The organism is Shewanella sp. SM73, assembly GCF_025653795.1.
GTDB classification, from domain to species: domain Bacteria; phylum Pseudomonadota; class Gammaproteobacteria; order Enterobacterales; family Shewanellaceae; genus Shewanella; species Shewanella oncorhynchi.
In genome coordinates, this window is the sequence record NZ_JAKKRY010000002.1 from 411278 (window position 1) to 430870 (window position 19593).

Annotated in this window: 15 protein-coding genes; 3 read left to right on the plus strand and 12 right to left on the minus strand. The window is 45.4% G+C overall.

Annotated elements, in window-relative coordinates; genetic code table 11:
• The first annotated feature begins 8 nt into the window (after positions 1-8).
• Complete coding sequence (fre, locus tag L5M51_RS05010; RefSeq protein WP_263171844.1) at positions 9-719, plus strand: NAD(P)H-flavin reductase; 711 nt, start codon at positions 9-11, stop codon at positions 717-719.
• A 160-nt stretch (positions 720-879) separates the two neighbouring features.
• Here the strand turns inward: fre and L5M51_RS05015 are convergent, their stop codons facing one another.
• Positions 880-1413 carry a hypothetical protein gene (locus tag L5M51_RS05015; RefSeq protein ID WP_263171846.1) on the minus strand — a complete coding sequence of 178 codons (534 nt, stop codon included), beginning with the start codon at positions 1411-1413 and terminating at the stop codon, positions 880-882.
• Between the two features lie 890 nt (positions 1414-2303).
• On the opposite strand from L5M51_RS05015, the gene L5M51_RS05020 reads away from it, so the two are divergent.
• Entirely contained in the window at positions 2304-3845 is a 1542-nt protein-coding gene (locus L5M51_RS05020) for a DUF3644 domain-containing protein (protein WP_263171847.1), read from the plus strand.
• A gap of 573 nt (positions 3846-4418) precedes the next feature.
• On the opposite strand, the gene L5M51_RS05025 is transcribed toward L5M51_RS05020, so the two are convergent.
• Positions 4419-5048: a flavin reductase family protein gene (locus L5M51_RS05025; protein WP_263171849.1), complete on the minus strand. Its 630-nt coding sequence runs from the start codon at positions 5046-5048 to the stop codon at positions 4419-4421.
• Positions 5049-5303: 255 nt separating this feature from the next.
• Here L5M51_RS05025 and L5M51_RS05030 point away from each other — a divergent pair, with 255 nt between their 5' ends.
• Positions 5304-7697, plus strand: coding sequence for a fatty acid cis/trans isomerase (locus L5M51_RS05030; RefSeq protein ID WP_263171851.1), 2394 nt, complete (start codon positions 5304-5306; stop codon positions 7695-7697).
• A gap of 51 nt (positions 7698-7748) precedes the next feature.
• Here L5M51_RS05030 and L5M51_RS05035 read toward each other — a convergent pair whose 3' ends face one another.
• The 10 genes from L5M51_RS05035 to sirA all read right to left on the minus strand — a co-directional run bounded on the left by L5M51_RS05035 (position 7749) and on the right by sirA (position 19538).
• Positions 7749-9863, minus strand: coding sequence for a M13 family metallopeptidase (locus L5M51_RS05035; protein WP_263171853.1), 2115 nt, complete (start codon positions 9861-9863; stop codon positions 7749-7751).
• A gap of 235 nt (positions 9864-10098) precedes the next feature.
• Entirely contained in the window at positions 10099-11382 is a 1284-nt protein-coding gene (locus tag L5M51_RS05040; RefSeq protein WP_173496241.1) for a transcriptional regulator, read from the minus strand.
• Between the two features lie 221 nt (positions 11383-11603).
• The gene (locus L5M51_RS05045; protein ID WP_263171854.1) at positions 11604-12476 is read right to left on the minus strand and encodes an ABC transporter permease; all 873 of its coding nucleotides are present in this window, start codon (positions 12474-12476) and stop codon (positions 11604-11606) included.
• On the minus strand, positions 12473-13513 hold the full coding sequence (locus L5M51_RS05050) for an ABC transporter ATP-binding protein (protein WP_263171855.1): 1041 nt from the start codon (positions 13511-13513) through the stop codon (positions 12473-12475). The genes L5M51_RS05045 and L5M51_RS05050 overlap by 4 nt, the downstream gene beginning before the upstream one ends.
• Positions 13510-14799 carry a nitrous oxide reductase family maturation protein NosD gene (gene nosD / locus L5M51_RS05055; RefSeq protein ID WP_263171901.1) on the minus strand — a complete coding sequence of 430 codons (1290 nt, stop codon included), beginning with the start codon at positions 14797-14799 and terminating at the stop codon, positions 13510-13512. Before nosD ends, L5M51_RS05050 begins: the two co-directional genes overlap by 4 nt.
• A gap of 10 nt (positions 14800-14809) precedes the next feature.
• Positions 14810-15301: a nitrous oxide reductase accessory protein NosL gene (locus L5M51_RS05060; RefSeq protein WP_219251001.1), complete on the minus strand. Its 492-nt coding sequence runs from the start codon at positions 15299-15301 to the stop codon at positions 14810-14812.
• Positions 15302-15388: 87 nt separating this feature from the next.
• Positions 15389-16069, minus strand: a complete 681-nt coding sequence (locus L5M51_RS05065; RefSeq protein ID WP_251071121.1) for a tetratricopeptide repeat protein — start codon at positions 16067-16069, stop codon at positions 15389-15391.
• 34 nt (positions 16070-16103) lie between these two features.
• A complete protein-coding gene (locus L5M51_RS05070) occupies positions 16104-16886 on the minus strand; it encodes an FKBP-type peptidyl-prolyl cis-trans isomerase (protein ID WP_263171857.1) in 783 nt (260 codons plus the stop codon).
• 85 nt (positions 16887-16971) lie between these two features.
• A complete protein-coding gene (locus L5M51_RS05075; RefSeq protein WP_028761786.1) occupies positions 16972-17412 on the minus strand; it encodes a rhodanese-like domain-containing protein in 441 nt (146 codons plus the stop codon).
• 62 nt (positions 17413-17474) lie between these two features.
• Entirely contained in the window at positions 17475-19538 is a 2064-nt protein-coding gene (gene sirA / locus L5M51_RS05080; RefSeq protein WP_263171859.1) for a dissimilatory sulfite reductase SirA, read from the minus strand.
• Positions 19539-19593: the final 55 nt, after the last annotated feature.

The following is a 19593-nucleotide window of genomic DNA, read 5'->3' on the forward strand; positions in this document are numbered from 1 at the left end:
GAAGTTTGATGAAAACCATACGTTGTAAGATAGAGAAAGTTAACCCATTTAACGATGCCGTATATCAAGTATTGTTAAGGCCTGAAACCGCCTTCGATTTCCAAGCGGGGCAATACTTATGTGTTGTCATGGGTGAAAAAGATAAACGCCCCTTCTCTATCGCATCAGCGCCAAACGCCGAGCTGATCGAATTACACATTGGCGCCGCTGTAAGTGAAAGCTACCCAATGCAAGTGGTCGAGCGCCTGAAAGCCTGCGCCCTTGATGGCAGCACTATCGACATCGAAGCCCCAGGCGGCGAAGCCCACCTGCGTCACGAAAGCCAACGCCCTCGCCTGTTAATCGCTGGCGGCACAGGTTTCTCTTATATTAAAAGTATCATCGAGCACCAAATCGCCCTCGGCCAACAGGTTGAAACTATGCTGTATTGGGGTTGTCGCACCCAAGATGCCATGTATTTTGAAACCATCGCCCGCGAGTGGCACGACGCTCACCCTTGGTTACACTTCGTGCCAGTCATCGAAGAAGCTCCCGCTAATTGGCAAGGCAAAACCGCTAATCTGTTAGCGCAAATCAAACAAGATTTTGTCAGCTTAAATGGCTACGACATCTACATCGCCGGCCGTTTCGACATGGTGGGTGCAGCACGGGAAATCTTCCGTGAGATTGGTGTAGAAGAAGCACATCTCTACGGTGATGCGTTCGCGTTTATCAAATAACGCGATAATTTGTTAGCTTGGCAGGCTAACCTTTGTCAGCATAGGCTTAAATAATAAACCCCAGTTTTTACTGGGGTTTTGTTTTTACTTTCAATAGGACAATGACACTTGCGACATCGTCATGATGACGTCAATCATTATCCTTTTAGGATAAAATTACCTATTGAAGCTCAATCGACACCACATTGGTGACGCCTCTAGCTAAGGTTATCATGCCTGAGGTATAAAATTTGCTGCTGCTATTATCCTCGGCCTTCAAGTAATAGGCGCCGCTATTGATAATCATGGTTTCTGGGCGGTGCATCGTCATTGGCTTATCACTTAACCAACCATTACTGTCTACCGCATACAGGTAATTAGTACTTTCCATCGCCGCGCCACTGTCTTGATGGTATGCCAAAACCCTGACCATAGTCATACCCTTAGGATTTTTCTCCTGAGTAATAGAGCGGATCGCACCGCGTTCCGGAGACATCTTAGTATTCTTAGTAATATTGAATGATTCGGAATTATTCGAGTATTGCTGAGTCTGATGTTCGTAAGTGGGGATGGAACTACTACCGGAAGTGCCGCCTGAAGTACCAGTGCTAGCGATGCCTGCGATATCAGACACAGAATCGGCGATGTTTCTTACATCTGTACTCTTACAAGCAGCAAGACTTAAAACAAGGGTACATAAGATCATTTTTTTCATTGTGTTTAATCCATTAAGTTATTGTCTATCCATACCGCACATTGTATTAAGCGAGTTAAGCTCATCACAAAGTACTACTTAGGTAACCTATTATTACCAATGATTTTTTAAGTAGGGTAAATTATCAATGAGAATGTCATTAGTCAATAAATTAACAAACATGCAACCCATAAATCATAATGATTGAGATGATTTCACCATATATCGAGAGTGATTGGTGTAATGGACGGCACACTACGGTGATGCGATCGTATTGATCAAATAACACGATAATTTGTTAGCTTGGCTGGCTAACGTTTGCCAGTTGGGCTGCAAATAATAAATCCCAGTTTTCGCCGTATTTCACTTTGAATACGGCCTTACGGCCAAGAAAATCTACATATCCAAACTTCGTTTGTTATTTTAAATCAAAGTCAAAGTCGTGGAGCTTCACCCCACACCCGACCAAGGAGGACTGCTCGTCCTATCCTCCTTGGATTCTCCAAGACGCCCCCAACGGAGTTGAAAGCCCCTTGTGCTCATTGCCAAATTTGCGATCGCTTCCGAAGGATGCGTCCCTGCACCTGCGAAAGCTAGCTCGGCATCCATGCCGAGACTCACGCAATTTGTCTATTCGCCCTGCGGCAACTCCGAGGGGAGGTGTATTCTGTCACTTCGGCTTTGGCTGTTAATACCAATAGCCATCAGCATTGCAAAATTCAACAATGGGTGTCTCTATAAATGCAGGAGGAAAACAGCAAAAAATCATCGACATCGAAAAATGCTTACACTAACTTATGCATAGGATCTCCGGTGTAATGGGGCTCTCGTGGTCAAAAAATCCGATCACGAGGAGGGCCATAAGTTCAGATTAGTTAATGATCTCTAGCTACTAAGAAAGGAATCAGATAATGCAAATAAATAAGGATTGGTCATTCTCCGAAGCTATTTCAAAAATTAACAGTAGCTATAAGCCTGGAGGTCAGTTTTCTGGAAAGGCTAGAAATGTCGCTATCGAACACTGGGTGCAATTAGCAGGTAAAAATAAAGCCAAAATTGCACTTCAAGCGGCTTTGGATGAGTGCGGAACTAAGAAAGCGTTTTATCAAAAATACCAAATGGCGAGTGCTACGTTGGAAGGAATTCTGGAGCTTATCTCTAACCTGCCTGAGCAACAACTTGTACAGCAAAAAGCACATGCCAGTAAATATCAAAAAGTAGACCGAGCTTTCAGCTTTCTTGTTAGTAAGGAGCGATCAGGTGAAACTTTCACGATAAAAGAGCTTGCTGAAGCTACAGACTGGACAGTTGAGACATGCAAAACATACCCAACAAAGCGTTGGCATCAGTATGTGGAGAAGATTGGTATGGATTATTCCAGCTCGGGCTTTGCCTACATGAGTTTGGAAGAGTTCAGGACCGTTCACAGCCAAAAACTGCAACAAACGACAGATCTCTCTTCACGAGGTATTTTGCTTGAGAAAGCAAAGGAATTTGCCTTGCTAGCAGTATCAACCTATAACAATCCTTTTACTCACTATAAAACCTATGGGTTTATAGTGAATATTGTGATTGCTTACACTTCCTTGTTTCACGCAATTTTCGAGAAAAAAGGGGTGGATTATAGGTACCTGGATGGCTCTGGTAATCCAGTCATGATTGATGGGGATACGAAAGCTTGGGAATTATCAAAATGTTGTCGGTATTACTGGCAAAATACTGGAGCGGCTGAGGTAGCTAATATTGAATTTTTGGTTGGGCTAAGAAACAGAATAGAACACCGAAGTCTTCCTGCTTTGGACCTTGCAGTTGCGGGTGAATGCCAATCAGCTCTTTCCAATTTTGAGAACCTTCTGATTAAGGAATTTGGAGACACACACACCCTATGCGTAAATCTCGCCATTGCAATGCAGTTAACCAGAATTTCTGAGCAGGCTCAAATTGATGCAATGAAGCAGCTGCAAAGAGAGAACTACCGTGTTGTTCGGGAATATATGGAAACTTTTAGAAAAGACCTCGATGAAGAGGTATTTCAAAGTCAACACTTCCGATTAAGAGCATTTTTGGTCCCAAAAGTAGGCAATCATGCAAAAAGCTCTGATTTGACTATTGAATTTGTTAATGTAGAAAAACTGAGTGCTGAGCAACTCACGAATTATGAACGTGGTATAGCTTTTATTAAGGGAGTTGAGTCTCCATATAAGTTAAAACCAGGCAAGGTTGTCGCTCTTTTACATGACCATTTCCCTGAGTTCAATATGGCAATGCACACAAAGTGTTGGAAATACTTCACGGCTAGACCGCAGAGCATTGAGGTCTCTTTTAAAGGTGAATATGCCGGCTACGTAGAAGGTTTTGATCATTATCTTTATACAAAAACGTGGGTCGAAAACCTTAAGACTGTAATGAATAATAAAACTTTGATCACAAAAATAAAAAGTCATGAAAATTAATAAAAAATGAGGAGATATATAGTTACTTCGGGTTTAGAAGGCCAATGTACTTTCATTTTCAAACTACATTAACGCTAAATTGATATATCACCTTTTACAGCAGAGTATCGGTTATTAATGGTTGGTGGTCTTGCAACATATATCCGGCGTCTCAGCCCTGCTGAGAATTAAGACACTCACAATTATTTGGCTTTTCAGGGCTAACTAACAACATTAAAACTTAAGGGATACACCATCCCCTCGGAGTTGCCGCAGGGCGAATAGACAAATTGCGTGAGTCTCGCCATGGATGGCGAGCTAGCTTTCGCAGGTGCAGGGATGCATCCTTCGGAAGCGATAGCAAATTTGTCAATGAGCACAAGGGGCTTTCAACTCCGTTAGGGGCGTCATGGAGCATCCAAGGAGGATAGGACGAGCAGTCCTCCTTGGTCGGGTGTGGGGTGAAACCCCACGACTTTGACTTAGACTTAGGCTTAGGCTTAGATTTTGATTTAAAAAGTTAAAAGTTAACCTCATGAGTCAATCTTAAACGAAGTTTAAAAACCCACAGCCCTGCGGCGAATGAGCAGCCCCCTACACTTGTGGTCTATGTAGATCGAAACGCAGATCTTCTGAGATCCCATAATAAGCCGATGGGCCGCCGGCACGTAATACGGGTTCGGCGAGGGCAGTTTGATAAATCCCCTCGGCATTGAGTAAATGCTTAGCAATATGCACGGCCACCACTTCACCTAACACTAACCAAGTATCGATCTTGTCGCCATTAGCGGCTGTTAACTGGATGCATTGGGACAATTTGCATTCGAAGTTTACTGGGCTTTCAGCCACTAAATCGGCCTTAACAATGATGCCAGCTTTAGCCGTGAGTCCGGCAAAACTAAACTCATCTTGACCGCGTGGCAGCATGGCGGAGGTTTGATTCATCTGCTCGGCTAAGCCGCGAGTGGTGAGGTTCCACACAAACTCCCCTGTTTCGACGATATTGGCGACACTGTCTTTCCAGCCTGTGCTGGCAAAGCCGATGATGGGCGGTTTGTAGTTGAAACAATTGAAAAAGCTGTAAGGTGCGAGATTGCGTTGCCCCTCGGCATTGCGTGATGAAATCCAGCCGATCGGTCGAGGCCCCACAATCGCATTTAAAGGATCGTGTGCAAGGCCATGGCCTTTGCTCGGTTCGTAAAAATAGCGGTTATCAGCAGTCATACTTCATCCTTTTGTTATTGCCACAACAATACTGGTGCAATTAATACAGCCGTCACAGGTACGCTTTTATAGCCGCTATCTTACCCAAGTTTCGAGCAGCGACCAAAAGTCTGTAGGGCAACTTAAGTAAACTCCTTGAACAACATCTGGCTGCAAATTTCAAATCCAACACACTCTTCTGCTAAAGTGATACTTATCAGTAGGCTAAAAAGCCTAACTCTGCTAAATAGCATGCGGCAAATGAAGGAGCGGTGAATGGGCGCGATAAAAGGGGGATGGAAGAGGTTGTTGTTGGTCGCAGTGCTGTTGGCGACGGGTTGTGCCAGCGTAGCGCAAATCGATTTCAATAGCCTGTTTGGCACTAGCTCACCGCAAAAACGCGTCGAAAATGCACAGCTGAACGACCAATTTATTCAACAGGCCGAGTTTGTGCACAAAGAAGTCGAGCCTATTCTTAATAGCCGCTGCGTGGTATGTCATGCCTGTTACGATGCCCCCTGTCAGTTAAAAATGACCTCGAGCGAAGGTATAGAACGCGGGGCGAGTAAGGAAAAGGTCTACCAAGGCACACGCTTAGTCGCTGCCACACCTAATCGCTTATTTGTCGATGCCTTTACCCCTGAAGCTTGGCGTCAACGCGGGTTTTACCCCATGCTAAACGAGCGCGATCAAACCCCAGAAGCCAATACCCAAGCCTCGGTATTAGCCAGAATGCTCACGCTTAAGCAAATGCATCCCCTGCCCGAAGACAAGATTTTAGATAAGCGTTTTGATTTCAGCCTAGATAGGGTACAGCAATGCGCCAGCCTAGAGGAAATGGACAAATACGAGCAAAGCCAGCCCCTTGCAGGTATGCCTTATGGCTTGCCAGCACTGAATGCGAATGAACATCAAGTGTTGATGCACTGGCTCGAGCAAGGTGCGCCACTGCCGTTTGCACAAGCGCTTACACCTGAATTTATTGCAGAAATAACCCTCTGGGAGAAGTTTTTAAACGGCGACAGTTTAAAAAGCCAATTAAGTGCACGCTACATCTACGAGCATTTGTTTGCCTTCCATTTATATTTTGAGTCTTTGAATCAGCCGAACACCCAGCCTTTATTCTTCGAGTTAGTGCGTTCTCGGACGCCGCCGGGGCAAGCGCTGGATATTATCGCCTCCCGTCGTCCCTTCGATGATCCTAAGGTGGAGCGAGTCTATTACCGCTTTCGGCCTTATCGGGCAACCATAGTCGATAAAACCCATATCCCCTACGCTTTGAATACTGGCTTGCTGGATAACTGGCAACAATGGTTTATCGATGCGGATTACTCAGTCACTCAACTGCCGAGCTACAAGCCGAGCGTTGCGGCCAATCCCTTTGAAGCCTTTATTCAAATTCCTGCCAGTGCGCGCTATCGATTTATGCTGACCCGCGCCCAAGATACCATTATGGGCTTTATCAAAGGCCCAGTGTGCCGTGGTCAGGTGGCGCTCAATGTCATTAACGATAGATTCTGGGTGTACTTTGTGACTCCAGATTATATGGACGACACTGACTTTAGCGCCTTTTACCATTCCCAACTTGAAAACCTACGTATGCCTGCAGAGGAAGAAAGCACTGCATTAGCAGTAACTTGGGTGAAATATGCCGCCAAACAAGGCAAATATATGCGGGCGCGTAATCAATTCTTGAACGAGAAATTCAAAAACGGCCAGCACCTCACTATCGACGGACTCTGGGATGGCGACGACACCAATGATAATGCCAGCCTGACAGTGCTACGCCACTTCGACAATGCCACAGTGGTCAAAGGCTTAGTCGGCGAGCCCCCAAAAACGGCTTGGATTATCGATTATGCCTTGCTGGAGCGTATCCACTATTTATTGGTCGCGGGTTTCGATGTTTATGGTAACTACGGCCACCAGCTATTAACTCGCTTATACATGGATTTTTTACGTATGGAGGGGGAATCGAATTTCCTGACCCTGTTGCCACAGGAGGAAAGGCGCAAGCAGTTGAGTGATTGGTATCAAGGGGCTGGAACTCAACTCACGGCCTTTATCGCAGGGGATATCAACACCTTTCATCAGCCTACGGGCGTACTCTACTTTAGTGACGATCTAAAGGGCGAACTGTATCAAAAACTCGGACAGAAGGTTGCTAAAGTTCAACCCAATCGATATCACATAGAAAACAGTAGCTTGCAAATACATAGCAAAGCACTTTTACACACATTAGATCGATTAAAAGGCACACAAGCGACCCTGTTACCTGAACTAACTATGATCATGGTCGAACCTGAAAAAGCGGGTAAAGCAGAGATATTTACCTTAGTTCGCAATAGCGCCCATCGGAATATTTCGAGTCTATTTAATGAGGCGAGTAACCGCGAACCCGCTAAAGATGACGTCACTTTAGTGCATGGCTTATTGGGTAGTTATCCTGAGGCATTTTGGCGAGTGAAAGAACAAGACTTGCCTAACGTCGTGGCGACAGTAGAGAAAATGCAAACTGAAAAAGACTATGAGGCACTGTTAGATATGGTGGGTGTACGCCGTACTGATCCGAAGTTTTGGGCCTTTAGTGACGAACTCAATCAGATCTTTTTCGACAATCACCCGATAGAAAGTGGTTGGCTGGATTACAACCGACTGCAAAATCGTTAATAAAAAGGGGAACATTAGTGTTCCCCTTCCTTTCAAATCAACGCAGTAAACTTACCAGATCTTAACGCGATCTTCAGGGGCTAAATACAGCTTATCGCCAGGCTTAACATCGAATGCAGTATACCAAGCATCTAAGTTACGCACAGTCAGTGCGCGGTACATGCCTGGGGCATGTCCATCGGTTGCTACCCGAGCACGCAGGGCTTCGTCACGCATCTTAGTGGCCCAGGTTTGCGCAAAGCCGATAAAGAAGCGTTGATCACCCGTAAAGCCTCCAATCACTGGCGCATCTTTGCCTTTAAGCGAGGCATGGTAAGCATCATAAGCGGCGGCTAAACCTGCTACGTCGGCAATGTTTTCACCTAAAGTCAACTTGCCATTGACGTGTAAATCAGGGAAAGGCGCATAAGCATCAAACTGCTGCGCTAACGCATCGCCTTGCTTATCAAATTGAGCAAAGTCAGCGGGCGTCCACCAGTTACGCATAGCACCAGTCGAGTCGAATGCCGCACCATTGTTATCAAAACTATGGCTGATTTCATGGCCAATCACAGCGCCAATAGCGCCATAGTTGTAAGCGGCATCGGCCTTAGCATCGAAGAATGGCGGTTGCAAAATACCCGCGGGGAAGTTCAACGCATTCTGCACCGGCAAGTTCACCGCATTCACCACTTGCGGCGTCATCCACCACTCGCCTTTATCCATTGGTTTGCCAATCTTGGCTAACTGGTGGCTGTACTCCACTTTTTCGCCATTGATGGCATTGGCGTAGGCATTGGTCGCAGTCACAGCATAGCTGTCGTAATTGCGCCATTTGTCGGGATAACCCACGCCCACCGCCATAGTGGCCACTTTTGCAAGGGCTTCTTTCTTGGTTGAAGGGTCCATCCAATCGAGTTTTTCCACTCGCTGACCGAAGGCGGTCACTATGTTATCCACCATAGTGCTGACTTCTGCTTTGGCCGAAGCGGGGAAATATTGCTCGGCATAGACATGGCCTACGGCATCACCTAAATATTGGTCGAGTGCCGCTAAGGCACGTTTATCGCGGGTGCGCTGCTCTGGCGTGCCAGAAAGCTTAGTGCCATTAAAGGCAAACGAAGCGTTGTCGATAGCCGATGGCAACACATCAGCATGGCTGTTGATATGGTGGAACACGAGCCAATCTTTCCATGCTTCTAAAGGCTCAGAGGCCACAAGCGCAGAAAGTCCCGTAATCGCCGTTGCATGGTAGGCCGCAAATTTAGGCTGATTGCCCAGTTGCGCCGCCGCTAGAAAGGCAGTCCAATCGATGCCCGGTGCTTTGGCATCAAAGTCAGCACGGCTCCATACACCCGAAGACTGAGTAAAATCTTCGCTTGCTTCACGGCTGGCGTGGGCTACGGCAATCTTGTTTTCAAGGGCAAAAATACGATCGGCACGGACAGCGGCATCGCTCACACCCGCATCTTTGAGCAAAGTTTCAATGTAAGCGCGGTAAGCGGTGCGAATGTCGACCATTTTAGGATCGGCAGACAGGTAATATTCGCGCTCAGGTAAGCCTAAACCGCCCTGTAAAAAGTAAGGTAAGACTTCGCCCGGCGTGGCTAAACCTTGGGTGACGAAGATCCCAAATAGGTTTTCGGTATAAAAGTCAGTCGCGTTGAGAGGGTCGACATCGGCGCGCAGATTTCCGCCTAACGCCGCAGATAAATCCTGCTTGCTCGCAATGGCCTCATAACGGGCAATATCCGCCTCGGCAGGCTTCATTCCTGCGGCATCAATAGCAGCGGTATCTGTGTAAGCCTTGTAGAAATCGGCGATACGCGCTTCGTCGCTTCCCGCCGCATGTTGTTCTTTCACCAGATCGGCAATCAAACTGGTTTTATGCTTTTCGGTTGCTTCAAAGGCAACGAGGAAAGCGCCAGTGCTGGAGCGATCGGCGGGGATCATCGTCGTTTTCATCCATTCGCCATTGGCGTAGGTATAAAAATCATCCCCTGGTTTTACCGTTGGCGTCATAGCCGCGACATTAATGCCAATCGGCATTTGAGCCGCAATGTCTTGACTTTTTGGTGCGTTTTCGCTGGTTTTTACGGTGTTTTCTGTGGTGTTATCACTGCAAGCAGTGAGCCCAGCCAGTACTGAAGTTGACAGTAACAGCACGGGAATAAGACGGTCCGACATGAATGACTCCTCTCTTTTTTATTATTGTATTTATAGTGTGATTGCTAAGTTTGGCAGTGTAACTGGCACTGAATGAAGAAGTAAAACAAAGCCAATTTTTATGATAGAAAGTTAATGCAAACAATTTGAGCCAGACGCTTAAACACGCAGCTTAGCATCATCACGACCGCGCTCAACTGCAGGCACAAAAAAGCCGACGCTATGTCGGCTTAATCAAGTTTGGCTAACGACTACTTTATAATTTGATCTGAGTGTACTGAGTCCACGCAAGTACTTGTCCCATCTGAGGAATGATCCATACTGCCGTGTGCTCATTTTGATAAACACGATAATAAAATAAATCTTCATCACGGATATCATGCTTACGAATTTCACGGTAGAACTGCATAGCAGAATGGCTGACTTCATCCGGTTTTGTCAGTTCTTTTTGTAACACTTTAACGTGAAAAACATCGACTTTAAGGTCATCAATTGTGGTCTGGTACTGCTCAAACTCACCGCGGATAGTGTATTTAATCGGCGTCGTTAAACAATCTTGATCTGTAATACAGGAGGTCGAATAAAACTTACCCTTATTTTGCCCTTCATAGACCAGAGACATACTGAGATCGTTACGAACTAAGAGTTCGCCCGCGACGGGAAAATAAATATCCGCATGGTAATTATGCTCAAGTAACTCACCCATTCCTTTATCATCCGCAGGGAGGACAATACGGTTATAGCGAATGCGCTGCTCCATTATTTGGCTCAGCGGAATAAACTCCGCCATATTTAATCCTGCGGGTTTTGCATCTATCGCCGTGATATTGATGATGCCGTGACCACTGCAGGCATCGGCGTCCAGCTCAGGGCAAATCGCCATCGAATAATTTTTGCCATCTGTTGAGGTAAACGCACTGAAGTAATTAAGGTTATTGATGTGATTTCCCTCTGGCGCTAAATGTTTTTGCCACCATGAAGGATGTAAACGATCCTCATCACCAATATAGAAGGTTCGCGCCGTCCCCAGCGTGCCACCAATATTGAGGCTGATATATTTATCGGCATGCCATTTAGCCACCTGTTTAACCACCGCATGATGGTCGCTCACATACCAAACGATTGCCAAGATAGCGCACAAGAGGGCAATACCAGCAACTTTAGTCCAAACCGACACCCCCACTAAGGCATCACGAATTGCATTCGCATCATTGATCGCCAGCATCTTTACATGGGATTGTTCAGAGATATGCAATTGATAACCGCGGCGTGCCACGGTTTTAAGCTGCACTTCGGTATAGGGTTCAAGCTTTTTACGTAAGGTACTGATGCATTGCGTTAAAGAGGTAGGAGCAACCACCCTTTCAGGCCAGCCGACCTGCAGCAATTCTTCCTTAGTAAAAATGGCATTCGTGGATGATAACAGCAGCACTAATAAGGCCGTTTCGGAAAAAGTCAGGCTGATGGTTGTCCCATTCACATGATCGACTAATTCCTTAGCCTGTTCATCTAACATTAAATAAGATGTGATTTTATGCATGTTAAACGCCTGAAAGATCAGCCAATACTGATAAAGTTTGATTACACTAACAACATGCAATCATCATGTGACATTGTTTCTTTCCAAGAAAACGATGATATGCAATCACCAAGTCAAGATGGTTAATTTTACCTTTTAACAACATATAAGAGTGTGACTCTATACTCAGTTTAGTCATTGTTTAATAAGTACAAAGTTAGACTAATACAGAGGTCGCTAAACTAGATTTCTTGGTATTTAAAGATCCAAGAACAACACAAAAGTAATGCACCAATCCAGACACCCAGCAAACCATACATTAAGGGTAAGCCCAGACCAGTTTGAGCAAGCAGAGTGAGACTACTTTTGGCCGCGAGTGTATCCGAGGGAGTCGCGAGTAAATTTAAAGCACGGAACAGATCAGTAGGGTTCAACAAAATCAGTAGATTGAATACTGTACGATTAAACATCTCACTCATTCCAACCACAGCACTGAGTAAAATAAGATCATAAACCAGCACAAGCACAAACCATAAAATGAGTAATATCCCCAGTGCCTTGGCTTTTTCTCGCACACACAAGCTAACCCAATAACCCAAGAGCACGAACACTAATGACAGTAAAATACTACTCATAATCAAATGGATAAACCCGATAGCTATGGATAACTGGGCCTGAGTATCGCCCAGAGATATCAGTATTAATCCTGTTAAACCAAAGCCCAAAATGCAGGCAATGGTCATCACGCAGGCATGGCCTAAAAACTTGCCGCACACCAGATGCCAACGTGCTAATGGATAGGTCAGCAGTAACAACAGAGTGCCGGATTCTTTTTCACCAACAAAGCTGTCATAACTCAATAAAATCGCACCTAAAGGGAGCATAAATACCGATAAAGTGACTAACCCAGAGAGGATCTGGGCAGGCTCAAATACCACTAAGTTGCCGGACACAGCGCTGCCCATAAAACTCACACACAGAGATAGCAGCAACAAGATTCCCGCCATCATCCATAACCAACGATTACGTAAATTATCCTTAAACTCTTTGGCGGCTATGGTGCTCACTATGCTCAGGGCACTTAAACGATGGTGCGAAACCTCGGAACGGTTCATAGGACTGATTCCAAATTAATCGCCTGATTTATATCTGTTATGTTAATAGTCTTTGTGGGCATTGTTGGCGACTGAAGGGGGCAAAGACTTTCCATGTAATGATGAAACACACTCTGCAAACTAGGAGGTTCAATAGAAAAATCCCCCGCGGGCACTTTTTGTAATAAGTGATTTAACACGGCTGACTTTTGCTCCTGTGGTACAGTCAGTTTTAATCCCGGCGGCGAACTCATCTCAACACAGCTGGCTAAAATAGGATCTGCGAGCACCTCTAGCCTTTGAGTGTGAGACAAGGAATGCAAAAAGAACTGGTTTGGCAACCGAGTTGCAGATCTAAGGGCGGTTAAAGTTCCCGAAGCTAACATTCGTCCTCGGCCTAAAATCAAAGCCCGATCCATTTGATCTTGAACTAATCCTAACTCATGGGTACTGATGATAATGGCGCAGCCTTTCGCCTTAAGTTGGGCTATTTTTTGATACAGAAAAGCCGATGCTAAGGGATCTAGACCGACAGTCGGCTCATCAAGTAACAATATCTGAGGATCTGCCAATATTGCCTGAGCGAGCCCAAGGCGCTGCCGCATCCCCTTAGAAAAAGTACTCAAGCGCTTATCTTTAGCGGCCTCTAAACCAAATTCAGCAAGTAATTCATGTACTTTAGGCAAGGCAACGCCCTTAAGCTTAGCGAAATATCGCAGCAGCTCATTGGCGGTCATATTGTCATAAAAACTCACATTTTCAGGCAAATAGCCTAAGGACAAACTCTGTCTGGCATTCATACTTCCGACACTATGACCTTGAACTTGGAGCAGGCCACTTGTGGGGGTAAGTAATCCCAAAATAAGCTTGAGTAACGTAGATTTACCCGCACCATTATGCCCAAGGAGTGCGATCACTTGACCCGCTAACACCTCAAAACTCACATCATCCAGTGCCTTAAACTTGCCATAGCATTTACTGATATTTGTCGCTTTAACAACCACATCAGCATTCACTACAGGCTTATTCGCTGAGCAGGTCAAAGTTTGATGATTCATCGCGAACCTCCATCAATCAGTACATGCGCGCCACTTTGCATTAGGGGAAAACTATCACTTATACCGCTCGTCACTTGGGGCTTAAATTGGCGTTCCACCCAACGCAGTAACAACACAACGGGGCTTTCCATCAACAGTTTGGCTTCAGGATAAAGCCAAAACAGTTTATCTAAACTGTCATTCGGCCTATGGACAATATCCCCGAATCCATCGCCATTCAGATCCCAACCTTGATATTCCGACCAGTAATTCCCCTGCCCCTGATAACTCCATTCAAGTTGGCTTTCACCGACATATTTGACTTGGGTTTGATTGGACATAATACGATTATGCCAAAGGCGATTTTCCTCTCCGCCCATGGCCATACTGATCCCAGTATCACTGTAGCTAAACTCGTTATCTTGAATACGGTTATGTTGAGCAGCGTAAATAAAAATACCTTTCCCCTCATTGCCAAGCTCCACAGTGCCCTTAGGGTTATGGATTTGACTCGCAACATTGGCTTGCACATGGGATGCCTCAGTAATGTTGAGCAAAATGCCAAAGTCCCGCGCCTGAGTCACACGGTTGTGGTGCAGGTAAATATGGGTTGAATTCATTAGGGCATAACCGCCATCGACGGCAATCGCTTGGTTTTGCCACGCTTCGTCGGCTTGGGTATACATGTAGTGAATACCATATTGCAGCTTAGTGAATTGATTTTCATAAATGCGGCTGTGGGTAACGGACTCTAAATACACACCATCACGGACAAAAATGAGCTGATTTCGGTCAATTTGTGGCGAATTAACATGCTTAAGATAAATGCCATCACCCCGATCAAGCACATGAATGGCGCCGTTACCACTAATACTATTGTTCGTGATGGTGGGCGAGTTTAGCTGTTCGCCATAAATACCAAAACCATCACCCACCAAGCGGTTTCCCTTAATCAGCACATTATCCGCCCCTTTTTTGAGTAAAATGGCGGCATCACGGTAATACAGATCCCGTCCCCAGTGGCGGATATTGAGCCCCTCAATACTCACCTGAGGCGCCTCAATGACCAACGCACTGCCTTGGCGCAGTGCATCTAATGTCGCGCCTATTTCCCCCTTTAGCGAAATGGATTGCGTCACCTTAAAGGAGCCTTCATACACCCCAGTGGCTAGCACTAAGGTGTCACCTGCTTGGGCTTTGTTAAGGGCAAGGGTGAGTGAATCTGTATCTGTTACCCGAATGAGCGCTGCCCAAGTACCGAAAGAGGCAAAACACAGCAGCCAGATAAGGACGAGACGCAGCTTCATCATCACAACCTTATTTATCACCCGCGAGCAGTTCTAAGGTGATGTCATCAAATCTCAGCACTCGGCCACCGTATTCCTTAGCAAAGGCTTCGGCGGCAGCTTTGGTACTAAAAGGGGCAACGGCAGGTCCCATCACAGCTTTCTTAGTCGTACCGTAAACATAGAAGGCACTTTGAGCATCAATAAAGGCGCCATCGTCTGGCTGATCCCAATCGGTCGTGCCCGCGTCATGCACCATCATGTAATCAATTTGTCTTTTATTTTCAGGCTGTAATGCAAAGTTGAACATATCGCGAGCCGAACAAAACTTAGGTACCGTTTTCTCAGCCTTGAGGTGCACTTGCCCTTTAGGTCCAGGATATTTAGTGATCACCATGCCGCATAAATGACAACGGTCATGCTCGTGGATCATCTCGGCTTTATGAACATGGTCTGTGGCCTCGCTTTTATTACAGCCAAATAGCAAGGGTACTAACAGCAACAATGCATAGTATTTCTTCATCCTATTTATCCTTTTATTAAAATATCAACGCCTCGCCAGATTCCTTGCAGGGACAGATCTTTACGGCGAGGGTTGATAGAACGGGTTTCATCTTTCATTCATTTTGCTTTGTGCTTTTGCAATCGCATTATCGATTGCTTCACGGTTGATACTGTCCCCATTGTGTTTGAGCAAAAGCTGCCAATGGTCAATGGCCTCTTGGTTACGAGCATGCAAGTAAGCATCTGCCGCGAGTAACATATGGGTTTGAGGCTCAAAGGGAGAGAGTGCTAATGCTTTGGCAATCACCTCTTGGGTTTCAGGTGTCATTTGCCGAAGCTCACGGTAATAAAGCGCGTTAGCTTTTGCCCCTAACACTTCGGCATCTTCTCCCCCTATTTCGAGTAATTTATCTAAGGTCAGCACCGCATCTGAGTACAAACCTCCCGCATTGTAAGCCTGAGCTAATGACATAAGTGCCAAGGTGTTTTGCGGCTCACTCTGAGCCCAACGACTGGCTTTGGTGATCTCAGCCGCCACTAAATAATCAATATTTTCATCAATCCGACCTTGATCCCAATCCCTAAAACGGCCTGTTTGACTGTAGATAGCAAGGGTAAGCAGCACTAGGACGATTCCCATCGCAAAGGGCACTTTGCTCGACATGTTTGGCAACTGTGCGATTCCCATGACTAGGTTTAGACGCATGTGTTGCCAGTAAATGTAAGCAACAAACAACAGTAAACTGATGCCAATGCCTAGTCCTAAGCTCACCATTCCAGTCTCCATTTCACTCTCCAAACAACTCGTTTTAGGAGCCTGATTAACCGTGTGCAGGCATCATCTTTTTATTTTTCATCTCTTTAATTTCGCTGGGTTTCTCAATATTTTTCAGTTCAATTTCAAAGATAAGTGCTGACTCTGGAGGGATAATACCTACAGCTTCAGTGCCATAGGCAAGGCTTGCTGGTACCACAAAACGGTATTTAGACCCCACAGGCATCAACTTTAATCCCTCTTCCCAAGCGGGGATCACCGACATTAATGCAAAGCGAGTGGGCTCTTTACGCCCAACCGTATTTTCAAACTCAGTCCCATCGATAAGAGTGCCAACATATTCCACTGTGACCACATCTTCTGGATTGGGTTTATGACCTTTACCTTGGGTTAAGACTTCGTATTGAAGACCTGAGGCGGTGACTTTAACGCCAGACTTTTTTTGATTTTCAGCAAGATATGCCGCACTTGCCTTTTTAGTTTCTGCCATTTGTTTTTCAGCAACGACTGTTCTTGCGGCATTGAGTTGTTCTGCTCTTTGGTTCAGGTAGGTCAGCACTTCTTCATCGGTTAATTGCTGTTTATCTTTAAGCGCATCCACAAAACCTTGCACGACTAAGTCGACATTCACCTCTGAACCCAATTCAACTTGGTTGTAGACTTGACCAGAAATGTAATTACCAATAGAAGCGCCAATGCTGTAAGAGGTTTTATCTGCATCGGTTTTCAAACTTGTGCCAGCAAAACTGGCTACCGAAACAAATAATGCGGCGCAGGTCGCCACTGTGATGCTTTTGGGGATAAAAGAAGTTGGCATACGTGTTTTCATTTTATGTTCTCTACAATGTTAACCCTGTGGGTTTCGCCTTTTGGCCCTGCAAACCAAACCGATAAAACATCGGTCCTGTGTGTTACTAAGGTTTTTCTGTTACTCGACCTGACATACGCCAGCCATAAATACCATCGGCCATATGACGCACACCTGTGTAACCTAGCTTCATGGTTTCTCTCGCCGCCATATTGCTGCTGGTGCAAAGGCGGTTAGCGCAGTAAAACACCATGACTGCATCTTTATTCTTTGGAAGCAACTCTCTCCAATTCTGAACATTGAAAAAAACCGCTCCGGGGATAAAACCTTCTGCCCATATCTCCAGTGTATTTACGTCGAAAAAATAAACGCCTTGCTTGCCGACTAAGGTTTCCGCTTCCATCATCGAAATGGGATTTAATTGGATTTCGTTATAGGGCACTTCAGACATTTCTGAGCCACCACCGGCGATGACTGGCATCGCAGTCACGCCTAAGGCCAACACCATCAATATTCGGCTTACACTTTGACGAAGCATGTTATGCATAATTAGGCTCTCATATTCCCCGACACCCAAAGGTGTCGGGGATAACTAGGACTCAAGTTAAATTATATTTTCTTCGCACTCAGCGCATTACCATCAATAATGGCTTGGGCTTGGGTCACATAGGTCAAGGCGGCATCTAAGCGTTTTTGTGAGTAACGCGCACCATGAACACCCCATGAACCATCGGCTTTAATCAGCTTGAGGACATCTTGAGCTTTATCGGTCAACAACAGCACTTGCGTCTTATCTTCTACCGATAACTTCGCCATATTGGGCGACTTATCGATGCTAATAAGGGCTTTTTCTACTTTGTCATAGGTTTCTTTCACTGGTTTTTGCCACTTCTGAACTTTACCGTAGATTTGCTGTTGATCTTTAAAGTGCAGACCCTCACCCAACTTAGATTGGAATTGGCTATGGCAACCTTTGTTATCCACTACATCGTGATCAGAAGCGGAAGTACGAGCACAGGTCCACATCAGATCGAGGTAGTTATGGCCATTTTCGTCCTTCGCCACAGTCCAGCCCTTAGTGGATGAGTCGCGAGACTTACCTTCAGGTGGGTTAAGCGTCTTACGCAATGGATCGACATCGATTTTCCACATGTGCGACTTACGGACGTTGTCGAAACCGGCAATATCAGGGAACTGGATCGCGGTGAAGTTTTCACAACTACCCATGTTTGGCATATGACAGCTTTGACAAGTTTGTTTACTGTGGGTCTTGGTATTACTCGCAATTTCAGCCTGTGCCGTATGGCAATCGGTACATTCTTTGATGAGTTTTGGTTTAGTAATACCGGATTTCCAATCACCATCAGTCACTTCGTGTGGATCATGACAGGTAGAACAACGCATACCCTTATCGTAGTGAGATGAGGCAAACATTTGCGAACCTTCTGTACCACAAGATGGGCACGAAGATTTCATCTTCACGTTAAAGGCATATTCCAGTTTTTCTTTACCCTGTGGGGTTTGCGCAAGTTCTTCTACGAAGTTAAAACGCTGGTGACAACGCTCACAGTTAGAAGGCATACCACCACCGATACCGCCGTCTAAATGACCACCTGCGCCATGACACTCTTCACAGGTAATACCGAGTGACACTGTATGTTTTTGGAGCTCTTTAGGATTACCAAGGGCTGCAAAAAACTCATCTTTAGTTTTAAAATCAAACTTAAAGGTGTGGCACATTTCGCAATAGGAACTCGCAGGTTGGAATAAGAATTCCTTCTCGTATTTAGCACCATAGGAGCTCATACCCCATTGGTGTGAACCACTCGCGCCAAAATCTTCCATTTTAGTTGGAAATTCAGGAATAACTTTCTGAATTTTCTTCGCCATTTCAGGGGTTAACCATTCAGCCCAACCACGGGAGAATTGGTTACCGCCGGCGACCATAGTGCCAGTACCATCTTTGAGTAAACCGTCTTTCACATGGAAAGTACCGCGTACTAAGTAGCTGTCGATAAAGCCGTATTTGGTTCTTGGTGTTCCCACAGTCGCATAAATTGCATCAGGGGTAATGCCGTCTGGCAGGATAGAAGTATCCTTAGTGCCATACATGGTTTTATTTAAATCGTTATCGACTTCGGGATGACTCCCCGGAAAACGTAAGGTTTTTGAATGGCGTGAACGTTTCCACTTTTCATATTGTGGACCGTGGCACTCACCACATTTTTCAGGACCAACAAACTTATTTGGGAAATCCAAAATCGACTTGGCACCAAGGCGATATTGCAATGCCATAGGGCGATTGCCCTCTTGATGTTGGCTATATTTTTGGCTATCACCACCGTGTAAGTATTCTTCACCACGATCACTGACCTTATAGGTTCCTTTTAAACGACCTTGCTCGGCATATTTAAATACCGGATGATTTTCAAAAAGAAAATCAAACAACTCTTTTTCCTGAACAATATAATCCTGCAGTGTTCTTACACCACGGGACTCTAGTGTTAGATCGGGATTAGCCATAATTCCCTGAGCTTCCGCACTCTGTTGTTTATTACCATAGCCAGGCTTTACCTCGCCCGGTTTAGCATCGGATGCTATTCCGGCCACACTGACGATAGTACCTAAACAAAACAGCACGCTGAGTGCTATTTTGGATTTCCATCGTTTCATCATTCACTCCTAATTATCATTAGTTTTATATTTTCCACTGAACCTAATTGCTCAC

Bases quoted from the DNA above. Each gene is read 5' to 3' on its own strand.
- fre (WP_263171844.1), top strand. From the start codon at position 9: ATGAAAACCATACGTTGTAAGATAGAGAAAGTTAACCCATTTAACGAT.
- L5M51_RS05015 (WP_263171846.1), bottom strand. From the start codon at position 1,413: ATGAAAAAAATGATCTTATGTACCCTTGTTTTAAGTCTTGCTGCTTGT.
- L5M51_RS05020 (WP_263171847.1), top strand. From the start codon at position 2,304: ATGCAAATAAATAAGGATTGGTCATTCTCCGAAGCTATTTCAAAAATT.
- L5M51_RS05025 (WP_263171849.1), bottom strand. From the start codon at position 5,048: ATGACTGCTGATAACCGCTATTTTTACGAACCGAGCAAAGGCCATGGC.
- L5M51_RS05030 (WP_263171851.1), top strand. From the start codon at position 5,304: ATGGGCGCGATAAAAGGGGGATGGAAGAGGTTGTTGTTGGTCGCAGTG.
- L5M51_RS05035 (WP_263171853.1), bottom strand. From the start codon at position 9,863: ATGTCGGACCGTCTTATTCCCGTGCTGTTACTGTCAACTTCAGTACTG.
- L5M51_RS05040 (WP_173496241.1), bottom strand. From the start codon at position 11,382: ATGCATAAAATCACATCTTATTTAATGTTAGATGAACAGGCTAAGGAA.
- L5M51_RS05045 (WP_263171854.1), bottom strand. From the start codon at position 12,476: ATGAACCGTTCCGAGGTTTCGCACCATCGTTTAAGTGCCCTGAGCATA.
- L5M51_RS05050 (WP_263171855.1), bottom strand. From the start codon at position 13,513: ATGAATCATCAAACTTTGACCTGCTCAGCGAATAAGCCTGTAGTGAAT.
- nosD (WP_263171901.1), bottom strand. From the start codon at position 14,799: ATGAAGCTGCGTCTCGTCCTTATCTGGCTGCTGTGTTTTGCCTCTTTC.
- L5M51_RS05060 (WP_219251001.1), bottom strand. From the start codon at position 15,301: ATGAAGAAATACTATGCATTGTTGCTGTTAGTACCCTTGCTATTTGGC.
- L5M51_RS05065 (WP_251071121.1), bottom strand. From the start codon at position 16,069: ATGGAGACTGGAATGGTGAGCTTAGGACTAGGCATTGGCATCAGTTTA.
- L5M51_RS05070 (WP_263171857.1), bottom strand. From the start codon at position 16,886: ATGAAAACACGTATGCCAACTTCTTTTATCCCCAAAAGCATCACAGTG.
- L5M51_RS05075 (WP_028761786.1), bottom strand. From the start codon at position 17,412: ATGCATAACATGCTTCGTCAAAGTGTAAGCCGAATATTGATGGTGTTG.
- sirA (WP_263171859.1), bottom strand. From the start codon at position 19,538: ATGAAACGATGGAAATCCAAAATAGCACTCAGCGTGCTGTTTTGTTTA.